The sequence below is a fragment of the Ruminococcus sp. RTP21358st1_G6_RTP21358_211008 genome (assembly GCF_040908885.1).
In the GTDB taxonomy this organism is placed as follows: Bacteria; Bacillota; Clostridia; order Lachnospirales; family Lachnospiraceae; genus Blautia_A; species Blautia_A faecis.
In genome coordinates this window covers 1-23,207 of the sequence record NZ_JBDGDM010000010.1, presented here as the reverse complement: position 1 = coordinate 23,207, position 23,207 = coordinate 1, and the positions used below count along the sequence as shown (strand labels likewise).

The window sequence follows — 23,207 nt, the reverse complement described above, 5'->3', positions numbered from 1 at the left end:
CAAATTTCAGACATAAAAATTACAGATATAAGGCACAGCCGAAAAAGGAAGGAAAAGATGGTCAGAAACAAGGACAGGATAAGCAGACTAAGGGGAATTATAAACCTCAGTTCCGCGGTCAGGGCAAGCCTGCCTTAAAGAGACCACGTAAAACTAACAATGGCTCCAAGCTGAAGATCATTCCACTTGGTGGTCTGGAGCAGATTGGAATGAATATTACAGCTTTTGAGTATGAAGACAGTATAGTGGTAGTAGACTGCGGACTTGCTTTTCCAGAAGATGATATGCCGGGAATCGATCTTGTAATTCCGGATATTACCTACCTGAAAGAGAATATTTCCAAGGTGAAAGGATTTGTGATCACCCATGGTCATGAGGATCATATTGGTGCGCTTCCATATGTACTGAAGGAAGTAAATGCACCGATCTACTCCACCAAACTGACTCTTGCGCTGATCAGCAACAAGCTGAAAGAGCATAATCTGACTAAGACTACCAAGTTAAAAGAAGTAAAACACGGTCAGGTGATCAATCTTGGTGATTTTGCTATTGAATTTATTAAGACGAACCATAGTATCCAGGATGCATCTGCACTGGCTATTTATTCTCCTGTGGGAATCGTGGTACACACAGGTGACTTCAAGGTGGACTATACCCCTGTATTTGGAGATGCCATTGATCTGCAGAGATTTGCGGAAATCGGACGAAAAGGCGTTCTTGCCCTTATGTGTGATTCTACAAATGCGGAACGTCCGGGCTTTACCATGTCTGAGCGCACAGTTGGTCATGTTTTTGACAATCTTTTTAATGAATATAAGACTGCAAGAATCATTATCGCAACGTTTGCTTCCAATGTAGACCGTGTACAGCAGATCATCAATACCGCATACCGCTTTGGACGTAAAGTGGCAGTAGAAGGCCGCAGTATGGTAAATGTTATTACCACTGCCGCAGAACTTGGCTATCTGCGTGTTCCTGACCAGACTCTGATCGAGATCGACCAGGTAAAGAACTATCCGGATGAGCAGCTTGTTCTGATCACTACAGGAAGTCAGGGCGAGTCCATGGCTGCTCTTTCTCGTATGGCTGCTAATATCCACAAGAAGATTACCATTAAACCTAATGATGCAATTATTTTCAGCTCTCATCCGATTCCAGGTAATGAGAAGGCTGTATCCAAGGTTATCAACGAGCTTTCCATGAAAGGTGCAAAGGTTATTTTCCAGGATGCACATGTATCCGGACATGCCTGCCAGGAGGAGATTAAGCTGATCTACTCCCTTGTGAAGCCGAAATATGCAATTCCGGTACATGGTGAATATCGTCATCTGACTGCCCAGAAGCTTGTTGCAGAGGAACTTGGATATTCCAAGGACAATATTTTTATTCTGAAATCCGGAAATGTTCTGGAGATTGATGAGAATAGTGCGGCTGTTACTGGTTCCGTACACACAGGTGCAATTCTTGTAGACGGTCTTGGAGTCGGAGATGTTGGTAATATTGTACTTCGCGACAGACAGCATCTTTCCGAAGATGGTATTATGATTGTTGTCATGACATTAGAGAGACACAGCAATGTGGTACTGGCAGGACCGGATATTGTTTCCAGAGGTTTTGTGTATGTAAGAGAGTCAGAAGACCTTATGGATCATGCAAGAGAAGTGGTGGAGCTGGCTCTTGACGGATGTCTGGATAAAGGTATCACAGACTGGAGTAAGATTAAGGCAGCAGTGAAGGATGCACTCAGCGACTACGTATGGAAACGTACCAAGAGAAGTCCGATGATCCTTCCAATCATTATGGAGGCATAAGCAGAGGCGCGATGAACGAGATAAAAGACTGTATAGATGCACTTCTTGCAGCTGTACAGAACAGTGAAGAATATCAGGAATTTGAGAAATACAGAGATCTTCTGAAGGAGAACCCGGAGCTTATGGACCGTGTGAATGCATTCAGAGGAAACAATTTCAGACTACAGAATGAAGCAAACAGAGATGAGCTGTTCCGGGGAACGGAGCAGCTCAACAGAGAATCCAGGGAGCTGCGCAGAGATCCCCTTGTAAACGCATTTCTTGATGCGGAGCTTGCTCTTTGTAAACTTATGCAGAAGATATGCAGGACACTTACAGAGGGAATCGATCTGGACATTCCTGAGTTATAAGGAGGAAACATGGGTAATACAAGAGATCAGGTGGGAAAAGCAGGGCTTTTTGTAGCTGGTGGAATTTTTCGTACTGCTTTTTACGTCTGTGTTGCAGTGCTGATTTTCTGGATTGGCAAGTCGGCCTATCAGTTTGGCTACAATGTTTTTAACCAGCAGGCAGTCAGCCCGGGAGCAGGTCAGGAAGTGACAGTTGTGATTCCGGAAGGCTCATCCACGTATGATGTAGCCAAGATCCTGAAAAGCAAGGGACTGATCGACGACAGTCTGGTGTTCTTTGCACAGGAGAAACTTTCTACATATAAGGGACAGATGCAGGCTGGAACTTATCTGTTAAGTACAGCTTACACTCCTACACGTATTATGGGTATTCTTGCTGGTGATGAGGAGCAGACTGGTGTTACGCAGGATAGTGCCACAGCAGCTGATACAGCGGCCCAGACAGATACTCAGACTACAGATGCAGGAACTGATACAGCTGATACCCAGAGTGCAGATGGTACAGCAGATACTCAGGCAGCTGATGGAACTGCAGGGGAAGGAGAGTCCGGACAGTGATCGTAGAGGAGAGAATGCGCACTTACATCAATTCTCTTGATATGGGGAATACTCCTTTTCTGGAAGAACTGGAAAAAGAAGCACTTGCAGGAAGGGTTCCCATTATCCGCAAGGAAATGCAGAGCTTTCTGAAAATGTTTCTTGCAGCAACCCGGCCGATGAAAATACTGGAGGTCGGAACGGCAGTAGGTTTTTCCACTCTGCTGATGTGCGAATATGGACCTGAGAATCTGAAAATAACAACAATTGAGAATTATGAAAAAAGGATCCCTATTGCCAGAGAGAATTTCAGGAAGGCAGGACGGGAATCCCAGATAGAGTTCCTTACCGGGGATGCAGGAGAGATCCTGAAAGAACTTACTGGAACTTATGATCTTATTTTTATGGATGCTGCCAAGGGGCAGTATATGAACTGGCTGCCGGATGTGCTTCGATTAATGCATAAGGGCAGCGTTCTTGTTTCTGATAATGTTCTTCAAGAAGGGGACATTATCGAATCCCATTATCTTGTAGAGAGACGCAATCGTACCATTTATAAGCGTATGCGTCAGTATCTCTATGAACTGAAGCACAATCCGCTGCTGGAGACCTCCATCCTTCCGTTAGGAGACGGAGCCTCCATCAGTGTAAAGAAAGAGGAGTCATATGCGTAAACCAGAATTATTAGTTCCGGCAAGCAGTCTTGAGGTTCTGAAGATTGCCACGGTTTTCGGAGCAGACGCTGTTTATATCGGAGGAGAGGCTTTTGGGCTTCGTGCCAAGGCCCGCAATTTTTCAAAAGAAGAGATGGCGCAGGGAATTGCATTTGCCCATGAGCATGGTGTAAAAGTCTATGTGACAGTGAATATTCTTGCGCATAACTATGATCTGGCTGGTGTAAGAGAGTACTTGAAAGAGCTTAAGGAATTAAAACCGGACGCCTTGATCATCGCTGATCCTGGTATTTTTACCTATGCCAAGGAAATCTGTCCGGAGATTGAGCGTCATATCAGTACCCAGGCAAATAACACTAATTACGAAACCTATCGCTTCTGGTACAAGCTTGGAGCGAAGCGTGTGGTAACTGCCCGTGAGCTTTCTTTAGAAGAGATTCGCCAGATCCGTGCCAATATTCCAGATGATATGGAGATTGAGACTTTCATTCACGGAGCGATGTGTATTTCCTATTCCGGACGCTGTCTTCTCAGCAATTTCCTGGTAGGAAGAGATGCCAATCAGGGATCCTGCACACATCCGTGCCGTTGGAAATATTCCATTGTGGAAGAGTCGAGACCCGGAGAGTATATGCCGGTTTATGAGAATGAGCGTGGTACTTACATTTTCAATTCCAAGGATCTTTGCATGATCGAGCACATGGATGACATTCTCACAAGCGGAATCGACAGTTTGAAGATCGAGGGTCGTATGAAGACAGCTCTTTATGTAGCAACTGTCGCACGTACTTACCGCAAGGCTATTGATGATTATCTGGAAGATCCGGCCAAATATCAGGCAAACATGTCCTGGTATCAGGAGCAGATCGCAGGCTGCACTTACCGTAAATTTACAACTGGCTTCTTTTATGGCAAACCAAGCGAGGAAGCACAGATCTATGACAATAATACCTATGAGAAGGGGTATACGTATCTGGGATTTGCAGAAGCTGTAGATGAGAGAGGCTATGTGCAGATTACACAGAGAAACAAGTTTACAGTAGGAGAGATGATCGAGATCATGAAACCGGATGGAACCAATCTTCTGGTTCCTGTAAAAGCTATCTATGATGAGGAGGGCAATTCCGTAGAAAGCGCTCCCCATCCGCAGCAGAAGCTGTTTGTAGATCTTGGCGGTGAGGCAGAGGTTTATGATATCCTCCGCCGTAGTGAAGCATAAGTCTGAGAGTAATTCAGAAAAATAATCGTTACTGGTCACGGAATGAACAGTAACAAATAATCATAGAGGTAAAACTCGCAGAGCGTGTTTTACCCGTTTTCAGGAAAAAGCGTCCGCAATTTTTGCAGGGCGTTTTTTTCAATTCTGGATACATAGGAGCGGCTGATGTGAAGGTGCCTGGCGATTTCCCGCTGCGTCTGTTCCTTTTGCCCAAAGAGACCGAAACGGCAGCAGATCACCTCATATTCTTTGGAAGACAGTACAGACTTCATGGAATCCAGTACATGACGGATATCTTCTCTGGTGGAATACTCTTCCACAACGTCCACTGCCGGTCCTTCCATTACATCCAGAAGACTGATCTCATTGCCTTCTTTGTCTGTACCAATGGGTTCATACAGCGAGATTTCCCGGGAATGTTTCTTGCGGGAGCGGAATAACATAAGCAGTTCATTGTTGATACACTTTCCAGCATATGTGGACAGCCGGGCTGCTTTTGTGGAATCAAATGTGGAGATGGCTTTCATTAATCCAATGGTGCCAATGGAAATCAGATCGTCCAGTTCTACATCTGTTCCCTGATATTTTTTTACTACATGGGCAACAAGCCGCAGGTTACGTTCTATGAGAATATTTTTTGCTTCCATATCGCCCCTTTGGTACTGCTGAAGATAATACTGCTCCTCGGCCATTGTCAAAGGTTTCAAAAATGTCTTCAAATCGCTACCTCAAAGGGGATTTCTATATAGTCTATGAAAAATACAGGCTTTAAGTGCCTGGCTGCCTTTTTTTACTGCGGAAAAAATCGTGGCAGGATTCTTTTTATATTTTACATTGAAATAAAGGGTGAAAATCATTATAATAATGTCAGAGTAACTGCCTGGAGCGTGTTTGAAAAAGGCTCTGGTTCGAAAGAGGCAGTGACAGCGAGTAACAGGATTACTGTTCCGCAGCAATGTTTTGAGAAGCGTGTTGCTGTGAAGTTTGTGGACAGTAACAAGAACACGAAAGACGTAAGGTGAATGATTTTGAAAAAAAAGATCGAACAGCTTTTAAACGGAAAGTTTGAATATGAACAGCCCCAGCTCCTTTTTTCCAAGGAGAAGATTTCCCTGACCATGAAAGCAGGGGAGACGAAGAGAGGGGAAGTGTACGTTGGAACAGAGGATAATCAGAAGATCCGTGGTTATGTTACTTCTTCCAGCCGCCGGGTGGTACCGGGAATGGACCATATTTCCGGAACTACTGTGCGTCTCCCGCTTGGAATTGATACGGTAGGACTTGCTCCCGGAGAAAACCTGAAGGGATGGCTGTGCTTTACTACAAATATTGGAGAGGCCCGTCTTCCTTTTGAAATTGAGATCGAGAAAGAGGAAATACGCAGCTTTTCAGGTGTGGTAGGGAATCTGGACGAATTTGTAAAAGTTGCCCGGGATGATTTTAAAGAGGCATTCCGTATTTTTAAAGATGCCAGCTTCACCAGAATTCTGGAAAATGAGGATCAAAAGATCCAGACACTTTATTATGGTCTGTCCAGACAGCCGGTGACATATCAGCATCTGGAAGAATTTCTCATTGCCGCAGGCAAGAAGGAAAAAGTAACCATAAGTGCCAGAGAGGTGGGCAAAGAATACTATGAGTTGAAAGACTCTTTGAAAGAATCTTTTTATATTCAGAGAAGCGGATGGGGGCATCTGCGCCTTGATGTGGAAGCTGTTGGAGAGTTTCTGGAAGTTCCCCGCAAGGTGGTAACAGACGAAGATTTTATTGGCAGCCATTATGAAGTGGAATATCTGGTACACAAGGAGAAATTAAGACAAGGCAATCAGTTTGGCAAAATTATAGTAAAAAGCCCTTATCAGGAGATTACTTATACCGTTGTTGCATCCACAAGTGGTAAACTGGATGTAGATATCCGTCTGACTCAGGAGAAGAGTAAACTGGATCTTCAAAAAGACTGTCTGGCCTACTTGTGCTATGAGACTGCTGTGGCAAGCTGTCTTGCGGGAAAGGAGAATCCAGGGGTCAACAGCTGGATGGATTTTTCCACCTGGAGTGCAAGCAGCCACTATATTCTGAACCAGCTTCACCAGTCCGGATGTGATTATCCGGAATACCAGATGTATGAGGCCTTTCTTCTTTACATGGAGAACCATCATGAGGAAGCAAGAGTTCTTCTGGAAAGCTATCAGGATAAATCCTATACAAGAGATGATCTGGAGTTTGCTGGAATTTATCTGTATCTGTGCACGCTTACCGGTTTATATAAGGACAAGGTTCACGCCCTGTCCAGAATCCGCAATTTTTACATGCAAAAAAGTGACAGTTTTCCGCTTTTATGGATCCTGCTGAAGCTGGATCCTGCATACAAGGAGACTCCGTCCAAGGCATTATTTGTGCTGGAAGAGCAGTTTGGCAAGGGCTGCAGGAGTCCGTTCCTCTATCTGGAAGCATGGAAGATCATCTGCAAGGACATGACTCTTCTTCACAGGCTGAACAGCTTCTGGGGACAGGTATTCCGCTTCGCGGCAAGAAGAAACCTTCTTACAGAGGAGCTGGTAATGCGTCTTGCATATCTTTCTGGGTATGAGAAAGATTATAACGAAAGTATTTATCAGGCATTGGCAAAGGGCTATGAACAGTATTCTTCAGAGGATACCCTGGAAGCCATCTGCAAATATGTGATGAAGGGAAACCCAAGAAAGACCGAATATTTCCGCTGGTTTTCCCTGGCAGTGGAGCATGGGCTGCGTCTTACAAGACTTTATGAGTATTATGTGGAGACTATGGACACTTCCAGACGGATTGAGCTTCCAAAGGCTCTTCTCATGTATTTTACTTACAACAGCGATTCCCTTGGAGATTCCAAGCGGGCATTTATTTATTCCTGCATTATTGCAAATAAGGAAAAAGAGCCGGCAGCATACCAGCGCTATATGTCAGGTATGCGGGATTTCGCCAGGAAAAAACTGGCTGAGGGCAAAATGAATGAGAGCTATGCTGTCTTATATCAGGAGTTTCTGATGGAGCCTCGCACAAAAGAGGCGGCAGATTCCATTGCGCAGAAAATGTTTACCCACCGCCTTTATTTTGATGATAAAAAAGTCCGCTATGTGATCGTTCGTCACAGTCAGATGGAATCAGAGGAGACTTATACCTGTGTTCAGGGCGTAGCTTATCCAAGAATTTATACAGAAGATGCTGCTATCCTTTTTCAGGATGACAAGCAGCGCAGATACAGTGCTACTGTAGATTACAGCTTGAAGAAGACCATGGATGAGGATGGGGCAGTGAGAAAAGTTCTTGCCCTTGGCGTGGACGAGCCAGGTGTGCTTCTTCATTATTGCGAAAGCCATGAACTGGACAAAGATAATCTGGATATTTTTCAAAGACTGGTCAAATCCGATGCTTTTTGCATGGAGTATAAGCAGAAGGTACGTCGCAGGATTCTGGATTATTATGCAGAGCATGTATTTGGCGAAGATCTGGATCAATATTTAAAGCAGATGGATTACCAGGAATACGCCCGTGTGGACAGGCAGAAGCTTCTGGTGGTTCTTATAAGCCGCGGTCTTTTTTCCCAGGCACAGGCCATTGTGGAGGAATTCGGCTATGAGGGCGTGGACATGCGAAGCCTTTTGAAACTGGTAAGCCGCATGATCGTGCGCTGCGACATGCTGGAAGACGAGGAACTTCTGGCTTTGGCATCTGATGTTTACAGAAATGGATTTTATGATGAGGTGATCCTCACATATCTTATGAAATATCGTTTTGGACCTGTGGATGAAATGTTTTCCATCTGGAAAAGTGCTGTGGGATTTGAAATGGATACCTATGATCTGGAGGAAAAAATCCTTCAGCTTCTTATGTTTACCACGGATTACCGCAAGGAGGGAGAGCATGTTCTGGAATCCTACATTCGCCATTCCGGAAGGGAGTGGATCGTAAGCGGATATCTGACCCATGTTTCCTATGGCATTTTTGTAAAAGAATACACCATGAGTCCTTTTGTGAAAAACTGTCTGTTGAATGCATATATGCAGAAATGGATGGTAAATGAAGTCTGCTATCTGGCTTTGTTTAAAGAGCTTTCCAGGGAAAAGAGCAGAAAAGAGGCTCTTCTTTCCATAGAAAAAGAGCTTCTGAAAATGTGCATGGACAAAGAAATGGTATTTTCTTTCTTCCACAGACTTCCACCGGAAATTCTGAGCCTGTATCAGATGGATGACAAAACATGTGTGGAATATCACACCAGCCCGGAGGCGAAGGTAACCCTTGTATATGCTTTGGATACCGGACTTGGACGTGCGCTGGAATATAAGACAGAGCCTCTTAAGAATGTATATGAGGGTATTTTTACCAAGCCGTTTACCATGTTTTACGGGGAAACTTTGCATTATTATTTTTCAGAGGAATGTAATGGACAGACCAAAAGAACGCCAGAGCGGGTACTTGGAATGAGTAAGGTGGAAGGTACACCATTCAGCAAGTACCAGATGATTAATCAGATTTTGTCTGCGCGGAAACTGGACAAGCATCATGAGGTGAAACAGGGACTGAAGCAGTATTTCCGCCAGGAACAGTATGTAAAAGAAATGTTTGTCATTACAGAAGAGGACTGAATATATGAATGAAATTCGTGATTTGATCATAGGAATTGATTTTGGAAAAGATTATTCCCAGATCTGCTATTATGACCGGAAAGGGGAGGAACCCTGCTCTGTGTCCATGAAGGTTGGTGCCCAGGAGTTTGAAGCACCTACCTGTATTTGCAGGCGCGGAGAGCATAAAGAGTACACCATTGGTCTTGAGGCAGTTTATTTTGCCCGGGAAAAAGGGGGACAGATGGTGGATGACCTGTATGGAATCTGTAAGAAAGAAGACAGTGTGCAGATTCTGGGAGAACAGGTGGAGCCATGGGAGCTGCTTCAGGTTTTTCTGGAGGGTATGCTGAAATTTCTGGGAGTTGCAGATCTTGTAAAAAATACAAAATGCCTGGTGATCACAAGTCCTGAGCTTGAGGACCCCCAGGTGAAAAATATGGAAAAAGCCTGCCAGGCCATTGGTTTTTCGAAGAATCAGTACATGCTGATAGACCATGGAGAGAGCTTTTATTATTATTCCCTTACCCAGAAAAGAGAGACCTGGAACCGGAGTATCGGCTGGTATTCTTTTCACCAGGATGAAGTGAAGTTTCAGCAGCTGACTATGGACAGCAGCACAAGGCCGGTGCTGGTACGCCTTGAGGAGCCGAAGAAGACGGTCCTCCCATCTCTTACAGCACCTGAAGAAGAGGGAGAGAAGGCCGTGGAAGCCAGAGATGAGGCTTTCCGTGATTTTATTAAGGAGACTCTTGGAACCGGTCTTTTTTCCAGCATTCAGATCACAGGATATGGATTCAGCCCGGATTGGGCGAAAATATCCATTGGAAGCCTTTGCATGCAGCGAAGAAAGGTTTATTATGGAAATAACCTTTTTGCAAAAGGTGCATGTGCAGCTGGAAAGGAGCGCCTTGAGGATAAGATCCTGAAGGGGTACCGTTATATGAGTCCTGCTCTTGTGCTGAAAGATGTGGGAATGGAAATGCGGGTGATGGGTGCACCGGCATATTACCCGCTTATTGAGGCTGGTAAGAACTGGTATGAGTGTAAAGCTGGCTGTGAGCTGATCCTGGATGATATAACAGAGCTCGTTTTTGTTGTTGGAACCTTCGGCGAGAAGCACAAGAAGAAAGTAATTATGGGACTGCCCGGACTTCCTGAGCGTCCCAATAAGACTACAAGACTGTCTCTGGCCCTTGCATATGTGTCACAGAAGAAATGCCGCGTTGTTGTAAAAGATCTTGGATTTGGAGAAATGTTCCCTTCCAGCGGCAAGGTCTGGGACGAACTGGTAGAGTGGTAAAGGAGGCTGGAAATGAGCGGTTATATTTTATGTCAGACAAAAAAGGCGGACAAGCCGTTTTTTGTGGAGAGTATCAATACCAATATTTACTCACTGGAGGAGCTTTGCTACTTTCTGTACCACAATCTTTATCTGGTGGATTCTTCTGTTATAAATGAAAATCTCTGTATCTGGATCAGCGAGGAACTGGATCTGCCAAGGCTGGCAGCCAAGCTACGTCCTCATCTTGGTAAATTTGCCAGTGCGGAGGATGTGCTTTATCCGGTATTTAAGGAGATCAATTATCTTACTTACGATGAGCTGAAGGCATTGAATGTAAAGCTTGCCAAGCTGGATCAGGAGGCACCTCTTCTTCGAAAAAAGAGAAAAGGGGATGCCCTGGTAGCGAATAAGATGTATGTAAGTGCCATCAAGGTGTATCAGCAGCTTCTGAAAAAAGAAGGGCTGGAGCAGATAAGACCGGGACTGACCATGAGTGTGTGGCATAACCTTGGATGTGCGTACAGCTATCTTTTTCAGATGGAGAAAGCAATGGAGTGTTTCTGGGAGGCGTTTCTTACCCAGAGCGATCCTAAGGAGCTGGTTTGCTATCTGCTTGCTTATCGTAGCGTGAAGAAGCCGCAGGAGTATGAGAACAGGCTGAAGGAGCTGAATGTATCGGAGGAAGTGAAGGATACTTTAAAAAAGGCATTGGATGAGTTTGCGCAGAAAAAGGAGGTCAGCATAAGACCAGGGAAGGCGGATGAAATGCTGGAGAAGCTGACAGGAGAGTATCATAGGAGCACAGGTTCGTGATGAACCTGTGCTTTTTCTAAAAAACTATATTGACAGAATTACTTTCGTATGCTACCATACAACCATGCTTTAATATGGTAGAGTGAAAACGCACTAAAATAATGAGAATTAGATTTCAGGAGGATAGATATTATGAAAAAAAGAATTCTGGCGATTATGATGAGTGCCTTGATGGCAGCAGGTATCTGCTCTAGTGTAACGGTTTATGCAGATGCCGACAGTAAGACACTGACTGTTGGATTTGATGCAGAGTATCCGCCTTTTGGTTATATGGATGAAAGTGGCGAATATGTTGGTTTTGACCTGGATGTGGCGCAGAAGGTATGTGATAATCTTGGATGGGAGCTTGTAAAGAAGCCGATTAACTGGGATTCCAAGGATATGGAGCTGAATTCCGGAAATATTGACTGTATCTGGAATGGCTTTACCATCAATGGACGTGAGGATGATTATACATGGTCTGATCCATATCTGAATAACGAGCAGGTTATGGTAGTCACTTCCGATTCCGGAATTGAGACACTGGCAGATCTGGCAGGGAAGAATGTTGTAGTACAGGCTGCATCTGCAGCACTTGATGCTTTGAACAGCGAGGATAACAAAGAACTGACAGACAGTTTTGCATCCCTTACAGAGAATCCGGATTACAATACCGCATTTATGAATATTGATTCTGGCGCAGCTGATGCTGTTGCTGTTGATATCGGAGTTGCCAAATATCAGCTGGCTCAGAGAGAAGAGGGCAAATATAAGATTCTGGACGAGCCGATCCAGAGCGAGCAGTACGGCATTGGCTTTGCCAAGGGAAATGAGGAGCTTCGTGATACCGTATGGGCTGAGGTTATGAAGCTGTACGACGAAGGTGAGATTGATAAGCTGGCTGAACAGTATGGTGTGGTTGACATGCTTTGCCTGGGAGATGAGGAAGCAGCTGATAAGACAGAAGAGAGCACAGATGCGGCAGAAGAAAATGCAGATTCTGATGAGGCAGCTGATGCAGATGCTGCTGAGGATGAGGCTGAATAATTCACATAGAATATAAACAAGAATATATGTAAAAAAGAGGGTACCTGGCGCACCCTCTTTTCTTAGCGAGAAGGGGTCTGCTCCAAAAGAAGGAGCTTGATTCGCAGAATGTGAATTATAGAATGAAATGAAACGTGAAATGCGATCCCTTAGAACACAAGTATCAACAGGAGGAACACAGTAACTATGAGTTTTAGTGTAATGTTAAGCCAGCTTGCAAAGGGAATGACCGTAACTACGGAAATTTTCTTTGTAACCCTTATATTTTCCCTGCCACTTGGCCTTCTGGTCTGTTGGGGTAAAATGTCCAAAATAAAGATAATCAGATGGATCGTTTCTGCATATATCTCCATTATGCGCGGAACACCTCTTATGCTGCAGCTGATGGTAGTATATTTTGGACCATATTTTATTTTTGGAATCCGGATTTCCATGGGTTATAGCCTGATCGCTGTATTTATTGCTTTTGCAATTAATTATGCCGCTTATTTTGCAGAAATCTACCGTGGCGGAATTGAATCCATGCCAGTAGGTCAGTATGAAGCAGCCCGAATCCTTGGCTACTCAAAAGCACAGACCTTCTTCCGCATCATTCTTCCCCAGGTATTTAAACGGATTTTGCCATCTATTACCAACGAAGTAATCACTCTGGTAAAGGATACTTCATTGGCGTTTGTTGTAGCGGTAGCTGAAATGTTCACTTTGGCGAAACAGATTGCCAGCTCTCAGACCACGATGGTGCCGTTTGTGGTAGCGGCTGTATTTTATTATGTATTTAACCTGCTGGTAGCAGTGATCATGGATAAAGTAGAGAAAAAACTGAACTATTACCGCTAATAATTTATCATCAACCTGCAGTGAATATACATTGTAAAAGCGTGTGCGGGTAACCAGAAGGAGTCACTATATGAAATTATTTGAAATGAAACACATAAAGAAAAGTTTCGGAGCCCTGGACGTTCTCCGTGACATTTCCCTGGAAGTAGACAAGGGCGAGGTTCTTAGTATTATCGGTCCCTCCGGCTCGGGTAAGTCTACATTGCTTCGCTGTGCCACTGGTCTGGAGACACCAGACGGCGGCGAAATCATCAAAAACGGAAAAATCGGATTGGTTTTTCAGAATTTTAACCTTTTTCCCCATTTTTCCGTGATTAAAAATATTACAGACGCTCCAATTAAGGTACAAAAGAGAGATAAAAAAGAGGTTTATGCGCAGGCAAGGGAGCTTCTTAAGAAAATGGGGCTTTCGGATAAGGAAAATTATTATCCCTACCAGCTTTCCGGCGGACAGCAACAGCGAGTTTCCATCGCCAGAGCCCTTTGCATGAACCCGGATATTCTTTTCTTCGATGAGCCCACATCTGCTTTGGACCCGGAGCTTACTGGTGAAATCCTGAAGGTAATCAAAGATCTGGCAGCCGAGCATATCACTATGGTGATCGTTACCCACGAGATGAGCTTTGCCCGTGACATCTCCGATCGGATTATCTTTATGGATGACGGTCTGATCGCAGTGGAAGGTACCCCGGAAGAGGTATTTTCATCAGAACATGTAAGAATGAAGGAATTCCTTGGGAAATTCCATCAGGGGCTTGTTTAAAATCGTAAGATTTTACCATTTTTTGTAAGATTTCTTTAAATGTGAAAGCACCACCTTTTAACTAAATAGGATATGTCAAAAAAACGGAAGGTTGTATCTGGAATACACCTTCCGTTTTGCGTTATCTTATTAGCAGAGAAGGAGGTATGCTATATGAGCGTGAAAAAGTCAGAAACTGCATTGGCAGAGAGGATTGGAAGAAAAAAATTACGTGGAATCAAATATTTGCTTCTGGCAGTTCCATTTTTAATTTATGTATTTGCATTTTCCTATGTTCCGCTGGTTGGATGGATTTATTCCGTGTTTGATTACAAAATTGGACAGAAATTTCTGGATTTTGGCAGCATGGTTTTTGTAGGACTAGGTAATTTCCAGAAGTTGTTTACAGAACGGTCAGAGGTACTGCGTGTATTGAGAAATACATTGGCGCTTAGCGCACTGGGGCTGCTGGCAACCCCTGTTCCGGTAGTGTTTGCAATTATGTTCAATGAAATAAAAAATTCTAAATTTAAAAAAATTGTTCAGACAGCAACCACACTGCCAAACTTTATCAGCTGGATCATTGTTTATGGTGTTGCTTTTGCTTTCTTTTCTGTAAATGGATTTGTAAGTGTTCTGATGCAGAAAATTGGCATTCAGCCGCCTGTTATGGGAATTCTTGGTGATGTGGATCACACCTGGGTTCTGCAGTGGATTCTGGGAATCTGGAAAAGCTTCGGATGGTCAGCAATTATCTATATTGCAGCGATTACAGGAATTGATTCAGAACTATATGATGCAGCAAAGGTAGACGGAGCCAATAAGATCCAGTCTATTTTGCATATTACAATTCCAGGGATCATGCCTACCTATGTGGTAATGTTCCTTCTTGCAGTAAGTAATATTCTTTCAAACGGATTTGACCAGTATTTTATGTTTTACAACCCTATGGTGGCGGATAAAATTGAAGTGCTTGATTATTATGTATATAAGGTTGGATTTTATATAAATGATTATTCCTATTCCATTACCCTGGGAATGCTGAAGTCAATACTTGGAATTGTATTATTATTTACTGCAAACGCATTGTCGAAAAAAATCAGAGGCGAATCGATTGTATAACTGGAGGTGAGAAGAATGAAAAAAACAAGTTCAAAAATTAAAACATCACCACAGGAGAAATTTCTTCATGTATTAAATGTATTTTTTCTGTTGATTGCAGTATTTCTCTGTGTGTATCCGTTTTATTACATGGTTATTTATTCCCTGTCTGACAGTACAAGGGCATCCCTGGAGGGAATTTATTTCCTGCCAAAGGGCTTCACATTGGATGCATATAAGATGATCCTGAAAAAATCAGGATTCGGACATGCTTTCCTGATTTCAGGAGCCAGAACAGTTATCCAGACAATCCTGTGTCTGTTTGGTTCCTCCCTGTTTGCATATCTGGTAACGAAAAAAGATATGATTGGAAGAAAATTTGTATACAGGTTTGTAGTTATTACCATGTATTTAAGTGCCGGTCTGGTTCCCTATTACATAACCATGAAAGCATACCATTTGAACAACACTTTCTGGCTGTATATTATTCCGGGAATTGTAAACGCATATTATGTCATACTGATCAAAACATTTATAGAACAGATTCCGCAGTCTCTTCAGGAGTCTGCGGAACTTGACGGAGCAGGCTTTTTCAAGATTTATACGAGCATAATTCTGCCTCTGAGCAAACCTATATTGGCGACAGTAGCAGTGTATGCCTCAGTTGGAGCCTGGAATTCCTGGCAGGATAACTACCTTCTGGTGCAGAATCCCAACCTGCAGACAGTACAGCTGATCCTTTATAACTGCATCAATCAGGCACAGATGCTGGCAGACAGTATGAAAAGCGGACAGGTTGGAAATGCAGCTGCTATTTCATTATCAGCAGACAGTGTACGTATGGCAACCACGATTATTACAGTTATTCCTGTTATGCTGGTATACCCTTTCCTGCAGAAATATTTTGTAAAAGGGGTTATGCTTGGAGCTGTTAAAGGATGATATGGGAAAAATTGAACGGAGGATTTAACTATGGCAGTATTGGCACAGAAACCACCGATGGGGTGGAATTCCTGGAACACTTTTGGTGCTCATATAAATGAGCAGTTGATCATGGAAATGGCAGATACTATGGTGGCAGAAGGCTACAAGGAGGCTGGATATGAGTATGTGATCATAGATGACTGCTGGTCCCTGAAGGAGCGTGTGGATGGAAAATTAGTGGCAGATCCGGAACTGTTTCCACATGGAATGAAAGCTCTTGCAGATTATATCCACGGCAAAGGTTTGAAATTCGGCATGTACTCCTGCGCCGGTACGAAAACCTGTGCAGGATACCCGGGAAGCTATGGTCATGAAGCAGAAGATGCAAAGCAGTTTGCCCAATGGGACGTGGATTACCTGAAATATGATTTCTGCTACTTTCCGGTCTGTGCAGATGCAAAAAATGCATATCTTACTATGGCAATGGCTCTTCGAAGCTCGGGAAAGGATATTTTATTTGCAGCCTGTAACTGGGGAAAATATGATCCGTCGGGCTGGATGCGGTCAAGAGGGGCACATACCTACCGCTCTACAGGTGATATTTTTGATATACCGAAAAGTTATAAAGATATTTTTAAAAGCCAGGTAGAGAATATTGAAGGAAATGCACCGGACTGCTACAACGATATGGATATGCTGATCACAGGAATGCATGGAAGCGGCAATGTAGGGCTTAATGGATGTACAGACCAGCAGTATCTTCAGCATTTTGCAATGTGGTCATTCCTTGGCTCTCCTTTGATCATGGGAGCAGATCTTCGAAAAATTGACAAGACTAATAAAGACATTCTTTTAAACAAAGGGCTGATTGCCATTAATCAGGATGAAGAGTATCGCCCTGCATTTCTTGTGGACAATATGGGCGATAAGCGGTATATTCTGGCAAAGCTTCTGTCCGGAAACAGAATTGCCCTTGCATTTTTTAATCTGGAATACGAAAGTGATTATTTGAATACTATGGAAATTTCCTTTTGCGATCTTGGAATTCACTCTGGAACCGGAATAAAAATGAAATTTACAAATGCAGTTACCGGGGAAAGCATTGGTGTTTACCAGGATGCCTTTTCTACACAGGTATTGCCAGATGAGTGCAAGATTACAATTGCAGAGATGATCTTACCGGAAAAAGAGTGAAAACAGGATGAATATGGAAATGACAGATACTAAAAATACTTCCGTCATATGTTGTGTGAAGTGCAACCGTCCAGTGAGTCATGATGAAATTGGTCTTTATAAGAGGATATTTAACCGGGGAGCTGAGACTTTCTGGTGCATTCACTGTATCAGTGAGTATCTTGACTGTCCTGTTCCAAAGCTGGAAAAGAAAATAGCGGAATTTCGTGATATGGGGTGTACACTTTTTACAGAATAAATAGGTAATTGCGAAACTCGCAATGCTCGTTTACAATTTTGTATCTAAGTTTGATACTGTCTGCAAGAACAATGGTAATAAGTTGCGCGATACCAGCAAGGATTAAGTCTGATGCATAAAAATGATTTTGAAATGAAATCGGAATAATCTCATCAATATCGATATGCGTTTCTAATAGGGATAGAAACGCAGGTTTGTTATTTCCAAATTTCTCCTGGCAATCTGTAAAAATATCTGCTAAAGAAAGCTGTTTATATGGTATCATAGATGTTAGAATAACTCCTTTCTTGGTGTATGGTTTATAGTTCCTCGACAATTCTATTATACCGTATCCAGTGAGGGGTTATTTGTTTTTTTTGTAATAAAAAAATGCCGTGTTTATGCGGCTTGTGGCGTTTCGCAAACGCCTAAAAGAATAAACAAAAGAAGGGAATAAAAATATGAAAGCAGATTTTAAGCATATCCTATATGGCGGGGATTACAACCCGAACCAATGGCCGGAAGCAGTCTGGAAAGAAGATATGGAACTTTTCGATAAAGCTCGGATAAACAGCGCAACAGTCAATGTATTTTCCTGGGCAAAGCTCCAGCCGTCAGAAGAACGGTATGATTTTGAGGAACTGGACAAGGTCATTGAAATGCTGGGAAAAAACCATAAAGACATTGTCCTTGCAACTTCAACCGCGGCAATGCCGGCCTGGATGTTTCGGAAATATCCGGAGGTGGCAAGGACGGACTATGCGGGAAGGCACCACAAGTTTGGACAGAGGCAAAATGCATGCCCAAATAGCCCTGTTTACCAGAGATACGCGGCAAAACTGGCTCAAAAGCTTGCAAAAAGGTATGGACATCTGGACAGTGTGGTGTGCTGGCACATAAATAATGAATATAGCGGTGAGTGTTACTGTGAAAATTGCGAAAAAGCCTTCCGTGTCTGGCTTCGGAAAAAGTACGGGACGCTGAAAGCACTGAATGAGGCATGGAATACAGAATTTTGGGGGCACACCCTCTATGACTGGGAGGAAATTGTGCTGCCAAACGCTCTTGGCGAAGGTCTCGAGTGGTGCAGCGGCACAGCGTTCGCCGGTATTTCCATTGACTATGCCCGTTTTAATTCGGATAGTATGCTGGAAAATTTCAAGATGGAGCGGAACGCTATCCGCAGCGTGGATCAAAAGACTCCGGTTACAACAAATCTAATGGGAACGTTTAAGCAGCTGGATTATTTCAAATGGGCAAAGGAGATGGACGTCGTATCCTGGGATAACTATCCATCTTATGATACGCCGGTAAGTCTGACGGCGATGCAGCATGACCTCATGCGGGGCTTAAAGCAGCAGCCCTTCATGCTGATGGAGCAGACACCAAGCCAGCAGAATTGGCAACCTTACAATTCATTGAAAAAACCGGGGCAGATGAGGGCACAGAGCTATCAGGCGATCGCACATGGGGCGGATACGATACAATTTTTCCAGCTCCGCCGCAGTGTTGGCGGATGTGAAAAATTCCATGGAGCAGTCATTGCCCATGCAGGAACAGATAATACCAGGGTGTTCCGTGAGGTCACACAACTAGGGACAGAGTTAGAAGAGCTGGGAGATCAGATCCTGGGGACAGCAAATCCGGCTGATGTCGGGATATTGTTTGACTGGGATAATTATTGGGCATTGGAATTTACAAGCGGACCCCATAAAGATTTAAAATATGTGGATCAGATTCATAGGCATTATAAGTTCTTTTATGAAAAAAACATAGCTGTTGACATGATCCCAAGGGATGCAGATTTTTCAAAATATAAGCTGATCGTTGCGCCGGTGCTTTATATGGTTCATCAGGGTGTCAAGGAAGCGCTTGAAGCCTTCGTAAAGAAAGGTGGTGTATTAGTGACCGGCTTTATGAGCGGTATCGTAGGTGAATCAGACAATGTATATCTTGGTGGCTATCCAGGACCCCTCAGGGACTTGGCTGGAATTTGGGTGGAGGAGATTGACGCATTGGCTCCAGAGCAGAAAAATTCTGTAAAATTTAAAGATGGTACAGAGTTTACCAGCACAATGCTATGTGACTTGATTCATCTGGAAGGGGCCGAGAGCATGGCTGATTACAGCAGCAATTTTTATGCGGGTACACCTGCTGTCACCAAAAACAGTTATGGAAAAGGTACTGTTTATTATTTGGGGACTCAGCCAGAGGACTGTGCGTTTACAAGGATGATGGACTGCATAGTTAAGGAAGCAGCAGTCAAAAGCTTAGTAGATGAGCGGACATCCCTTGAAGTGACAGTACGGAAAACCAAGGAAAATACCTTTTATTTCCTAATAAATTTCAGTAAGGAAGAGACTGTGGTTCCTCAGTGTTTTGCAGGAATGCAAAACCTTTTGACGGGGGAAACGGTGTCCAGACAGGAAATTTTGAAACCTTTTGAGGTAGAGATCATAAAGAAATAGCCTGTATCTGAGGTTTCTAATAGGGATAAAAACGCAGGTTTGTCATTTTAAAATTTTTCCTGGCAATCTGCAAAAATATCTGCCAAAGAAAGCTGTTTATATGGTATCATAGATGTTAGAATAACTCCTTTCTTGGTGTATGGTTTATAGTTTCTCGACAACTCTATTATACCGTATCCAGTGAGGGGTTATTTGTTTTTTTGGGTAGTAAAAAAATGCCGTGTTTATGCGGCTTGTGGCGTTCCGCAAACGCCTATTTGAAAAAAAATAAAGGGAGAGAAAAGATGATTTACAGAACCGAACATCCAAAACCACAGTTTATGCGTGAAAATTGGTTGAATTTAAATGGAAGCTGGGATTTTGAAATTGATCATGGCGGAAGTGGAGAAGCACGGGAGCTTTACAAGCCGGAAGCAGACCTTTCAAAAAAAATCCAGGTGCCTTTTTGCCCGGAAAGTAAGCTGTCCGGGATTGGCTACACGGATTTCATGAATTCTGTATGGTATCGGAGAGAAATTGAAATTACAGAAGCCCAGTTATCAAATCTTGTGATTCTGCATTGCGGCGCGGCAGATTATTTTACCACAATATATGTGAACGGACAGAAATGTGGCACTCATAAAGGGGGATATGTTTCTTTCTCTGTGGATATTACAAGGTATCTTTTTGCCGGAAAAAATGTGATCACAATTCATGTGGAAGATGACACCCGTTCCCGCTTGATTCCGTCCGGAAAACAGAGCACCCATTATGAGTCTTACAGCTGTTATTATACCAGAACAACAGGTATCTGGCAGACCGTATGGCTGGAATTTGTTCCTGACACACACATTATAAAAACAAAATATTATGGGGACATAAACAATGGAACAATTACTGTTTTTGCAGAGCTTCAGGGAGCAGGAACCTTTGCGGTAAAAGCGTCCTACAAGGGAACGGCAATGGGAGAGGCTACAGTGAGCTCAGATGGCGGAACAGCAGTGGCAGTGGTGAAGCTGGCAGAAAAGCATTTATGGCAGGTTGGAAAGGGAGATCTTTATGACCTTGCCTTAAGCTATGGAGAAGATCAGGTGACAAGTTATTTTGGACTGCGCTCCATACAGCTTACAGACAAAAAGTTTCTGCTCAACGGAAAATCTGTATTTCAGCGTCTCATTCTGGATCAGGGCTTTTATCCGGATGGAATTTACACAGCACCTTCTGATGAAGAACTGGAAAAGGATATAAAACGATCCCTGGCAATGGGATTTAACGGTGCCCGCCTTCATGAAAAAGTATTTGAAGAGCGTTTCCTGTATCACTGTGACAGGCTGGGGTATATCGTCTGGGGAGAGTATCCCAACTGGGGACTGGATCACTCTTATGCAGACAGCATTTACGGAATCCTTCCAGAGTGGCTGGAAGAGATTGACCGTGATTTTAACCATCCTGCGATTATTGGATGGTGTCCGTTTAATGAAACCTGGGATGAAAAAGGAAGAAAACAGTTTGATGAGCTTCTTGCCACAGTTTATAAGGCAACGAAAGCAGCGGATCCAACCCGGCCCTGTATTGACACCAGCGGAAATTATCATGTGCTCACCGATATTTATGATTTGCATGATTATGAACAGGATCCGGAGATTTTTGCAGAGCATTACAAAGAGGTTGGAAAATCAAACAGGCTTGATTTCCGTGCGGCATTTGAAGAACGGCAGACATATAATGGAAAAATTCCCTTCTTTGTCAGCGAATATGGCGGCATTGGCTGGTCTTTGAGCAAGGATGCCTGGGGATATGGAAATACGCCGGATTCACCGGAAGCATACATGAAACGTCTGAAAGAGCTTACAGATGTTTTACTGGATAATGAGAACATGTTTGCACTTTGCTATACGCAGCTTACAGATGTGGAACAGGAACAAAACGGACTGTATACGTATGACAGACAGCCGAAATTTGATCCGGAAATTATTCATGCTATTTTTTCAAGAAAAGCTGCCATTGAAGATTAAGAGTAAAAACGTTCAAGCCTTACAGAAATAAATATATGAATATGACAGGAGAATACATAAAATGAGAAAATGGACACGTGTTGGATTTCAACCCAATCTTCCATTAGAGGAAAAAAGACGTGTGACGGAATGTAAGGAGCATATCAGACTTTCAAAGGAAGCTGCAAAAGAAGGTATGGTGCTGTTGAAAAATGAGAAAAAGCTTCTGCCTCTTGCAGAAGGAACCAGACTTGCACTGTTTGGGAAAGGAAGTTTTGATTATGTAAAAGGCGGTGGAGGAAGTGGTGATGTTGCGGTTTCCTACGTGCATAACCTTTATGATGGGTTTAAAATGCAAGGAAATGCAGTTATGCTTTATGAACCCCTGGCAGAATTTTACAGAGAAAATGTTCAGGAACAGTATAGGCAAGGTGCAATGCCAGGTATGACAATAGAACCTGAACTTCCAAAAGGACTTGCTGACGGTGCAAAAGCATTTGCAGATGTGGCAATTGTTGTAATAAGCCGTTTTTCATCAGAAGGCTGGGATCGCTCCAGCCTTGATAGTCAGTTAAGCGAAATGTCAAGGGAAGAGCTGGAAGATAACTACATGGCAAAACTGATTGCGAAAGCCTTTCCAGAGGGAGATTATTTTCTGACAGAGAATGAAAAGGCAATGTTGAACATGGTGAAAGAACGGTTTAACCGTATTGCAGTGGTTCTGAATGTCGGTGGAATTGTAGATGTTTCCTGGATAAAAAATGATGACCGGATTTCAGCCGCCCTTCTTGGCTGGCAGGGGGGAATGGAAGGAGGGCTGGCCATGGCAGAGCTTCTTCTGGGAAAAGGAAATCCGTCTGGCAAGCTGACTGATACATTTGCAGCTTCCTTAGATGATTATCCATCAACTGAAAATTTTCATGAATCCTGTGACTATGTAAATTATACAGAAGATATTTATGTAGGATACCGTTATTTTGAGACGATTCCAGGTGCAAAGGAAAAGGTTATATATCCCTTTGGATATGGGCTTTCCTATACTGATTTCAGAGTGCATACAGATTCTGTATGGGAAACTTCAAAACATATTTTTGCAGAAGTTCACGTGACCAATACAGGGAACATGGCAGGAAAAGAAGTGGTACAGCTTTACTTTAACGGACCACAGGGTCTTCTTGGTAATCCGGCACTCCGGCTTGCTGCTTTTGAAAAAACCCGTCTGCTTCAGCCTGGAGAAACACAGGTAGTTTATCTGTCATTTGAAAAAGCGGACATGGCTTCCTATGATGATCTCGGGAAAATTCAGAAGTCAGCCTATATTCTGGAAAAAGGAATTTACAGATTTTACATTGGAATCTCTGTAAGGGATACAGAAGAAGCCGCTTATACATTCGAGCTTACAGAAAATATAATTGTAAAACAGCTATCAGCGCAT

Annotated in this window: 21 protein-coding genes; 19 read left to right on the top strand and 2 right to left on the bottom strand. The window is 43.3% G+C overall.

Annotated features, from left to right (window positions below):
• The first annotated feature begins 209 nt into the window (after nt 1–209).
• The 5 genes from AB5Z12_RS05520 to AB5Z12_RS05500 are packed head-to-tail and all read left to right on the top strand — an operon-like array spanning nt 210 to nt 4,591.
• Entirely contained in the window at nt 210–1,811 is a 1,602-nt protein-coding gene (locus AB5Z12_RS05520; RefSeq protein WP_368368580.1) for a ribonuclease J, read from the top strand.
• Nucleotides 1,757–2,161, top strand: coding sequence for a YlbF family regulator (locus AB5Z12_RS05515; RefSeq protein WP_368368578.1), 405 nt, complete (start codon nt 1,757–1,759; stop codon nt 2,159–2,161). The genes AB5Z12_RS05520 and AB5Z12_RS05515 overlap by 55 nt, the downstream gene beginning before the upstream one ends.
• Before the next feature lie 9 nt (nt 2,162–2,170).
• Entirely contained in the window at nt 2,171–2,719 is a 549-nt protein-coding gene (locus tag AB5Z12_RS05510) for an endolytic transglycosylase MltG (protein WP_118578542.1), read from the top strand.
• On the top strand, nt 2,716–3,372 hold the full coding sequence (locus AB5Z12_RS05505; RefSeq protein WP_118578540.1) for an O-methyltransferase: 657 nt from the start codon (nt 2,716–2,718) through the stop codon (nt 3,370–3,372). Before AB5Z12_RS05510 ends, AB5Z12_RS05505 begins: the two co-directional genes overlap by 4 nt.
• Complete coding sequence (locus tag AB5Z12_RS05500; protein ID WP_118578538.1) at nt 3,365–4,591, top strand: U32 family peptidase; 1,227 nt, start codon at nt 3,365–3,367, stop codon at nt 4,589–4,591. The genes AB5Z12_RS05505 and AB5Z12_RS05500 overlap by 8 nt, the downstream gene beginning before the upstream one ends.
• Before the next feature lie 89 nt (nt 4,592–4,680).
• Here AB5Z12_RS05500 and sigK read toward each other — a convergent pair whose 3' ends face one another.
• Nucleotides 4,681–5,310 (bottom strand): RNA polymerase sporulation sigma factor SigK, encoded by a 630-nt coding sequence (sigK, locus tag AB5Z12_RS05495; RefSeq protein ID WP_118578536.1) that lies wholly within the window; start codon nt 5,308–5,310, stop codon nt 4,681–4,683.
• A 33-nt stretch (nt 5,311–5,343) separates the two neighbouring features.
• Here sigK and AB5Z12_RS05490 point away from each other — a divergent pair, with 33 nt between their 5' ends.
• From AB5Z12_RS05490 to AB5Z12_RS05440, 11 genes are all read left to right on the top strand, one after another.
• Nucleotides 5,344–5,613, top strand: coding sequence for a hypothetical protein (locus AB5Z12_RS05490; RefSeq protein ID WP_173719317.1), 270 nt, complete (start codon nt 5,344–5,346; stop codon nt 5,611–5,613).
• Between the two features lie 6 nt (nt 5,614–5,619).
• Nucleotides 5,620–9,213, top strand: a complete 3,594-nt coding sequence (locus AB5Z12_RS05485; protein ID WP_226840989.1) for a DUF5717 family protein — start codon at nt 5,620–5,622, stop codon at nt 9,211–9,213.
• Nucleotides 9,214–9,217: 4 nt separating this feature from the next.
• Entirely contained in the window at nt 9,218–10,495 is a 1,278-nt protein-coding gene (locus tag AB5Z12_RS05480; RefSeq protein WP_148461294.1) for a DUF5716 family protein, read from the top strand.
• Between the two features lie 12 nt (nt 10,496–10,507).
• Entirely contained in the window at nt 10,508–11,290 is a 783-nt protein-coding gene (locus AB5Z12_RS05475; protein WP_173719316.1) for a hypothetical protein, read from the top strand.
• A gap of 132 nt (nt 11,291–11,422) precedes the next feature.
• A complete protein-coding gene (locus AB5Z12_RS05470) occupies nt 11,423–12,316 on the top strand; it encodes an amino acid ABC transporter substrate-binding protein (RefSeq protein WP_173719315.1) in 894 nt (297 codons plus the stop codon).
• 186 nt (nt 12,317–12,502) lie between these two features.
• Nucleotides 12,503–13,153: an amino acid ABC transporter permease gene (locus AB5Z12_RS05465; protein ID WP_173716412.1), complete on the top strand. Its 651-nt coding sequence runs from the start codon at nt 12,503–12,505 to the stop codon at nt 13,151–13,153.
• Nucleotides 13,154–13,223: 70 nt separating this feature from the next.
• The gene (locus AB5Z12_RS05460) at nt 13,224–13,916 is read left to right on the top strand and encodes an amino acid ABC transporter ATP-binding protein (RefSeq protein ID WP_148461297.1); all 693 of its coding nucleotides are present in this window, start codon (nt 13,224–13,226) and stop codon (nt 13,914–13,916) included.
• 153 nt (nt 13,917–14,069) lie between these two features.
• Complete coding sequence (locus tag AB5Z12_RS05455) at nt 14,070–15,017, top strand: ABC transporter permease subunit (RefSeq protein WP_148461298.1); 948 nt, start codon at nt 14,070–14,072, stop codon at nt 15,015–15,017.
• Between the two features lie 15 nt (nt 15,018–15,032).
• Nucleotides 15,033–15,938, top strand: a complete 906-nt coding sequence (locus AB5Z12_RS05450) for a carbohydrate ABC transporter permease (protein ID WP_368357073.1) — start codon at nt 15,033–15,035, stop codon at nt 15,936–15,938.
• Nucleotides 15,939–15,968: 30 nt separating this feature from the next.
• Nucleotides 15,969–17,114, top strand: a complete 1,146-nt coding sequence (locus AB5Z12_RS05445; RefSeq protein WP_173719314.1) for a glycoside hydrolase family 27 protein — start codon at nt 15,969–15,971, stop codon at nt 17,112–17,114.
• 19 nt (nt 17,115–17,133) lie between these two features.
• Nucleotides 17,134–17,352, top strand: coding sequence for a hypothetical protein (locus AB5Z12_RS05440; RefSeq protein ID WP_148461302.1), 219 nt, complete (start codon nt 17,134–17,136; stop codon nt 17,350–17,352).
• Here AB5Z12_RS05440 and AB5Z12_RS05435 read toward each other — a convergent pair.
• On the bottom strand, nt 17,342–17,617 hold the full coding sequence (locus tag AB5Z12_RS05435) for a hypothetical protein (protein ID WP_330602882.1): 276 nt from the start codon (nt 17,615–17,617) through the stop codon (nt 17,342–17,344). The genes AB5Z12_RS05440 and AB5Z12_RS05435 overlap by 11 nt on opposite strands.
• A 175-nt stretch (nt 17,618–17,792) precedes the next feature.
• Here AB5Z12_RS05435 and AB5Z12_RS05430 point away from each other — a divergent pair, with 175 nt between their 5' ends.
• The 3 genes from AB5Z12_RS05430 to AB5Z12_RS05420 all read left to right on the top strand — a co-directional run.
• Entirely contained in the window at nt 17,793–19,799 is a 2,007-nt protein-coding gene (locus AB5Z12_RS05430; protein WP_173719357.1) for a beta-galactosidase, read from the top strand.
• Between the two features lie 284 nt (nt 19,800–20,083).
• Entirely contained in the window at nt 20,084–21,793 is a 1,710-nt protein-coding gene (locus AB5Z12_RS05425) for a glycoside hydrolase family 2 protein (RefSeq protein WP_173719356.1), read from the top strand.
• Between the two features lie 61 nt (nt 21,794–21,854).
• Nucleotides 21,855–23,207 (top strand): glycoside hydrolase family 3 C-terminal domain-containing protein (locus AB5Z12_RS05420; RefSeq protein ID WP_368368577.1); only part of this gene is annotated, 1,353 nt, incomplete at its 3' end.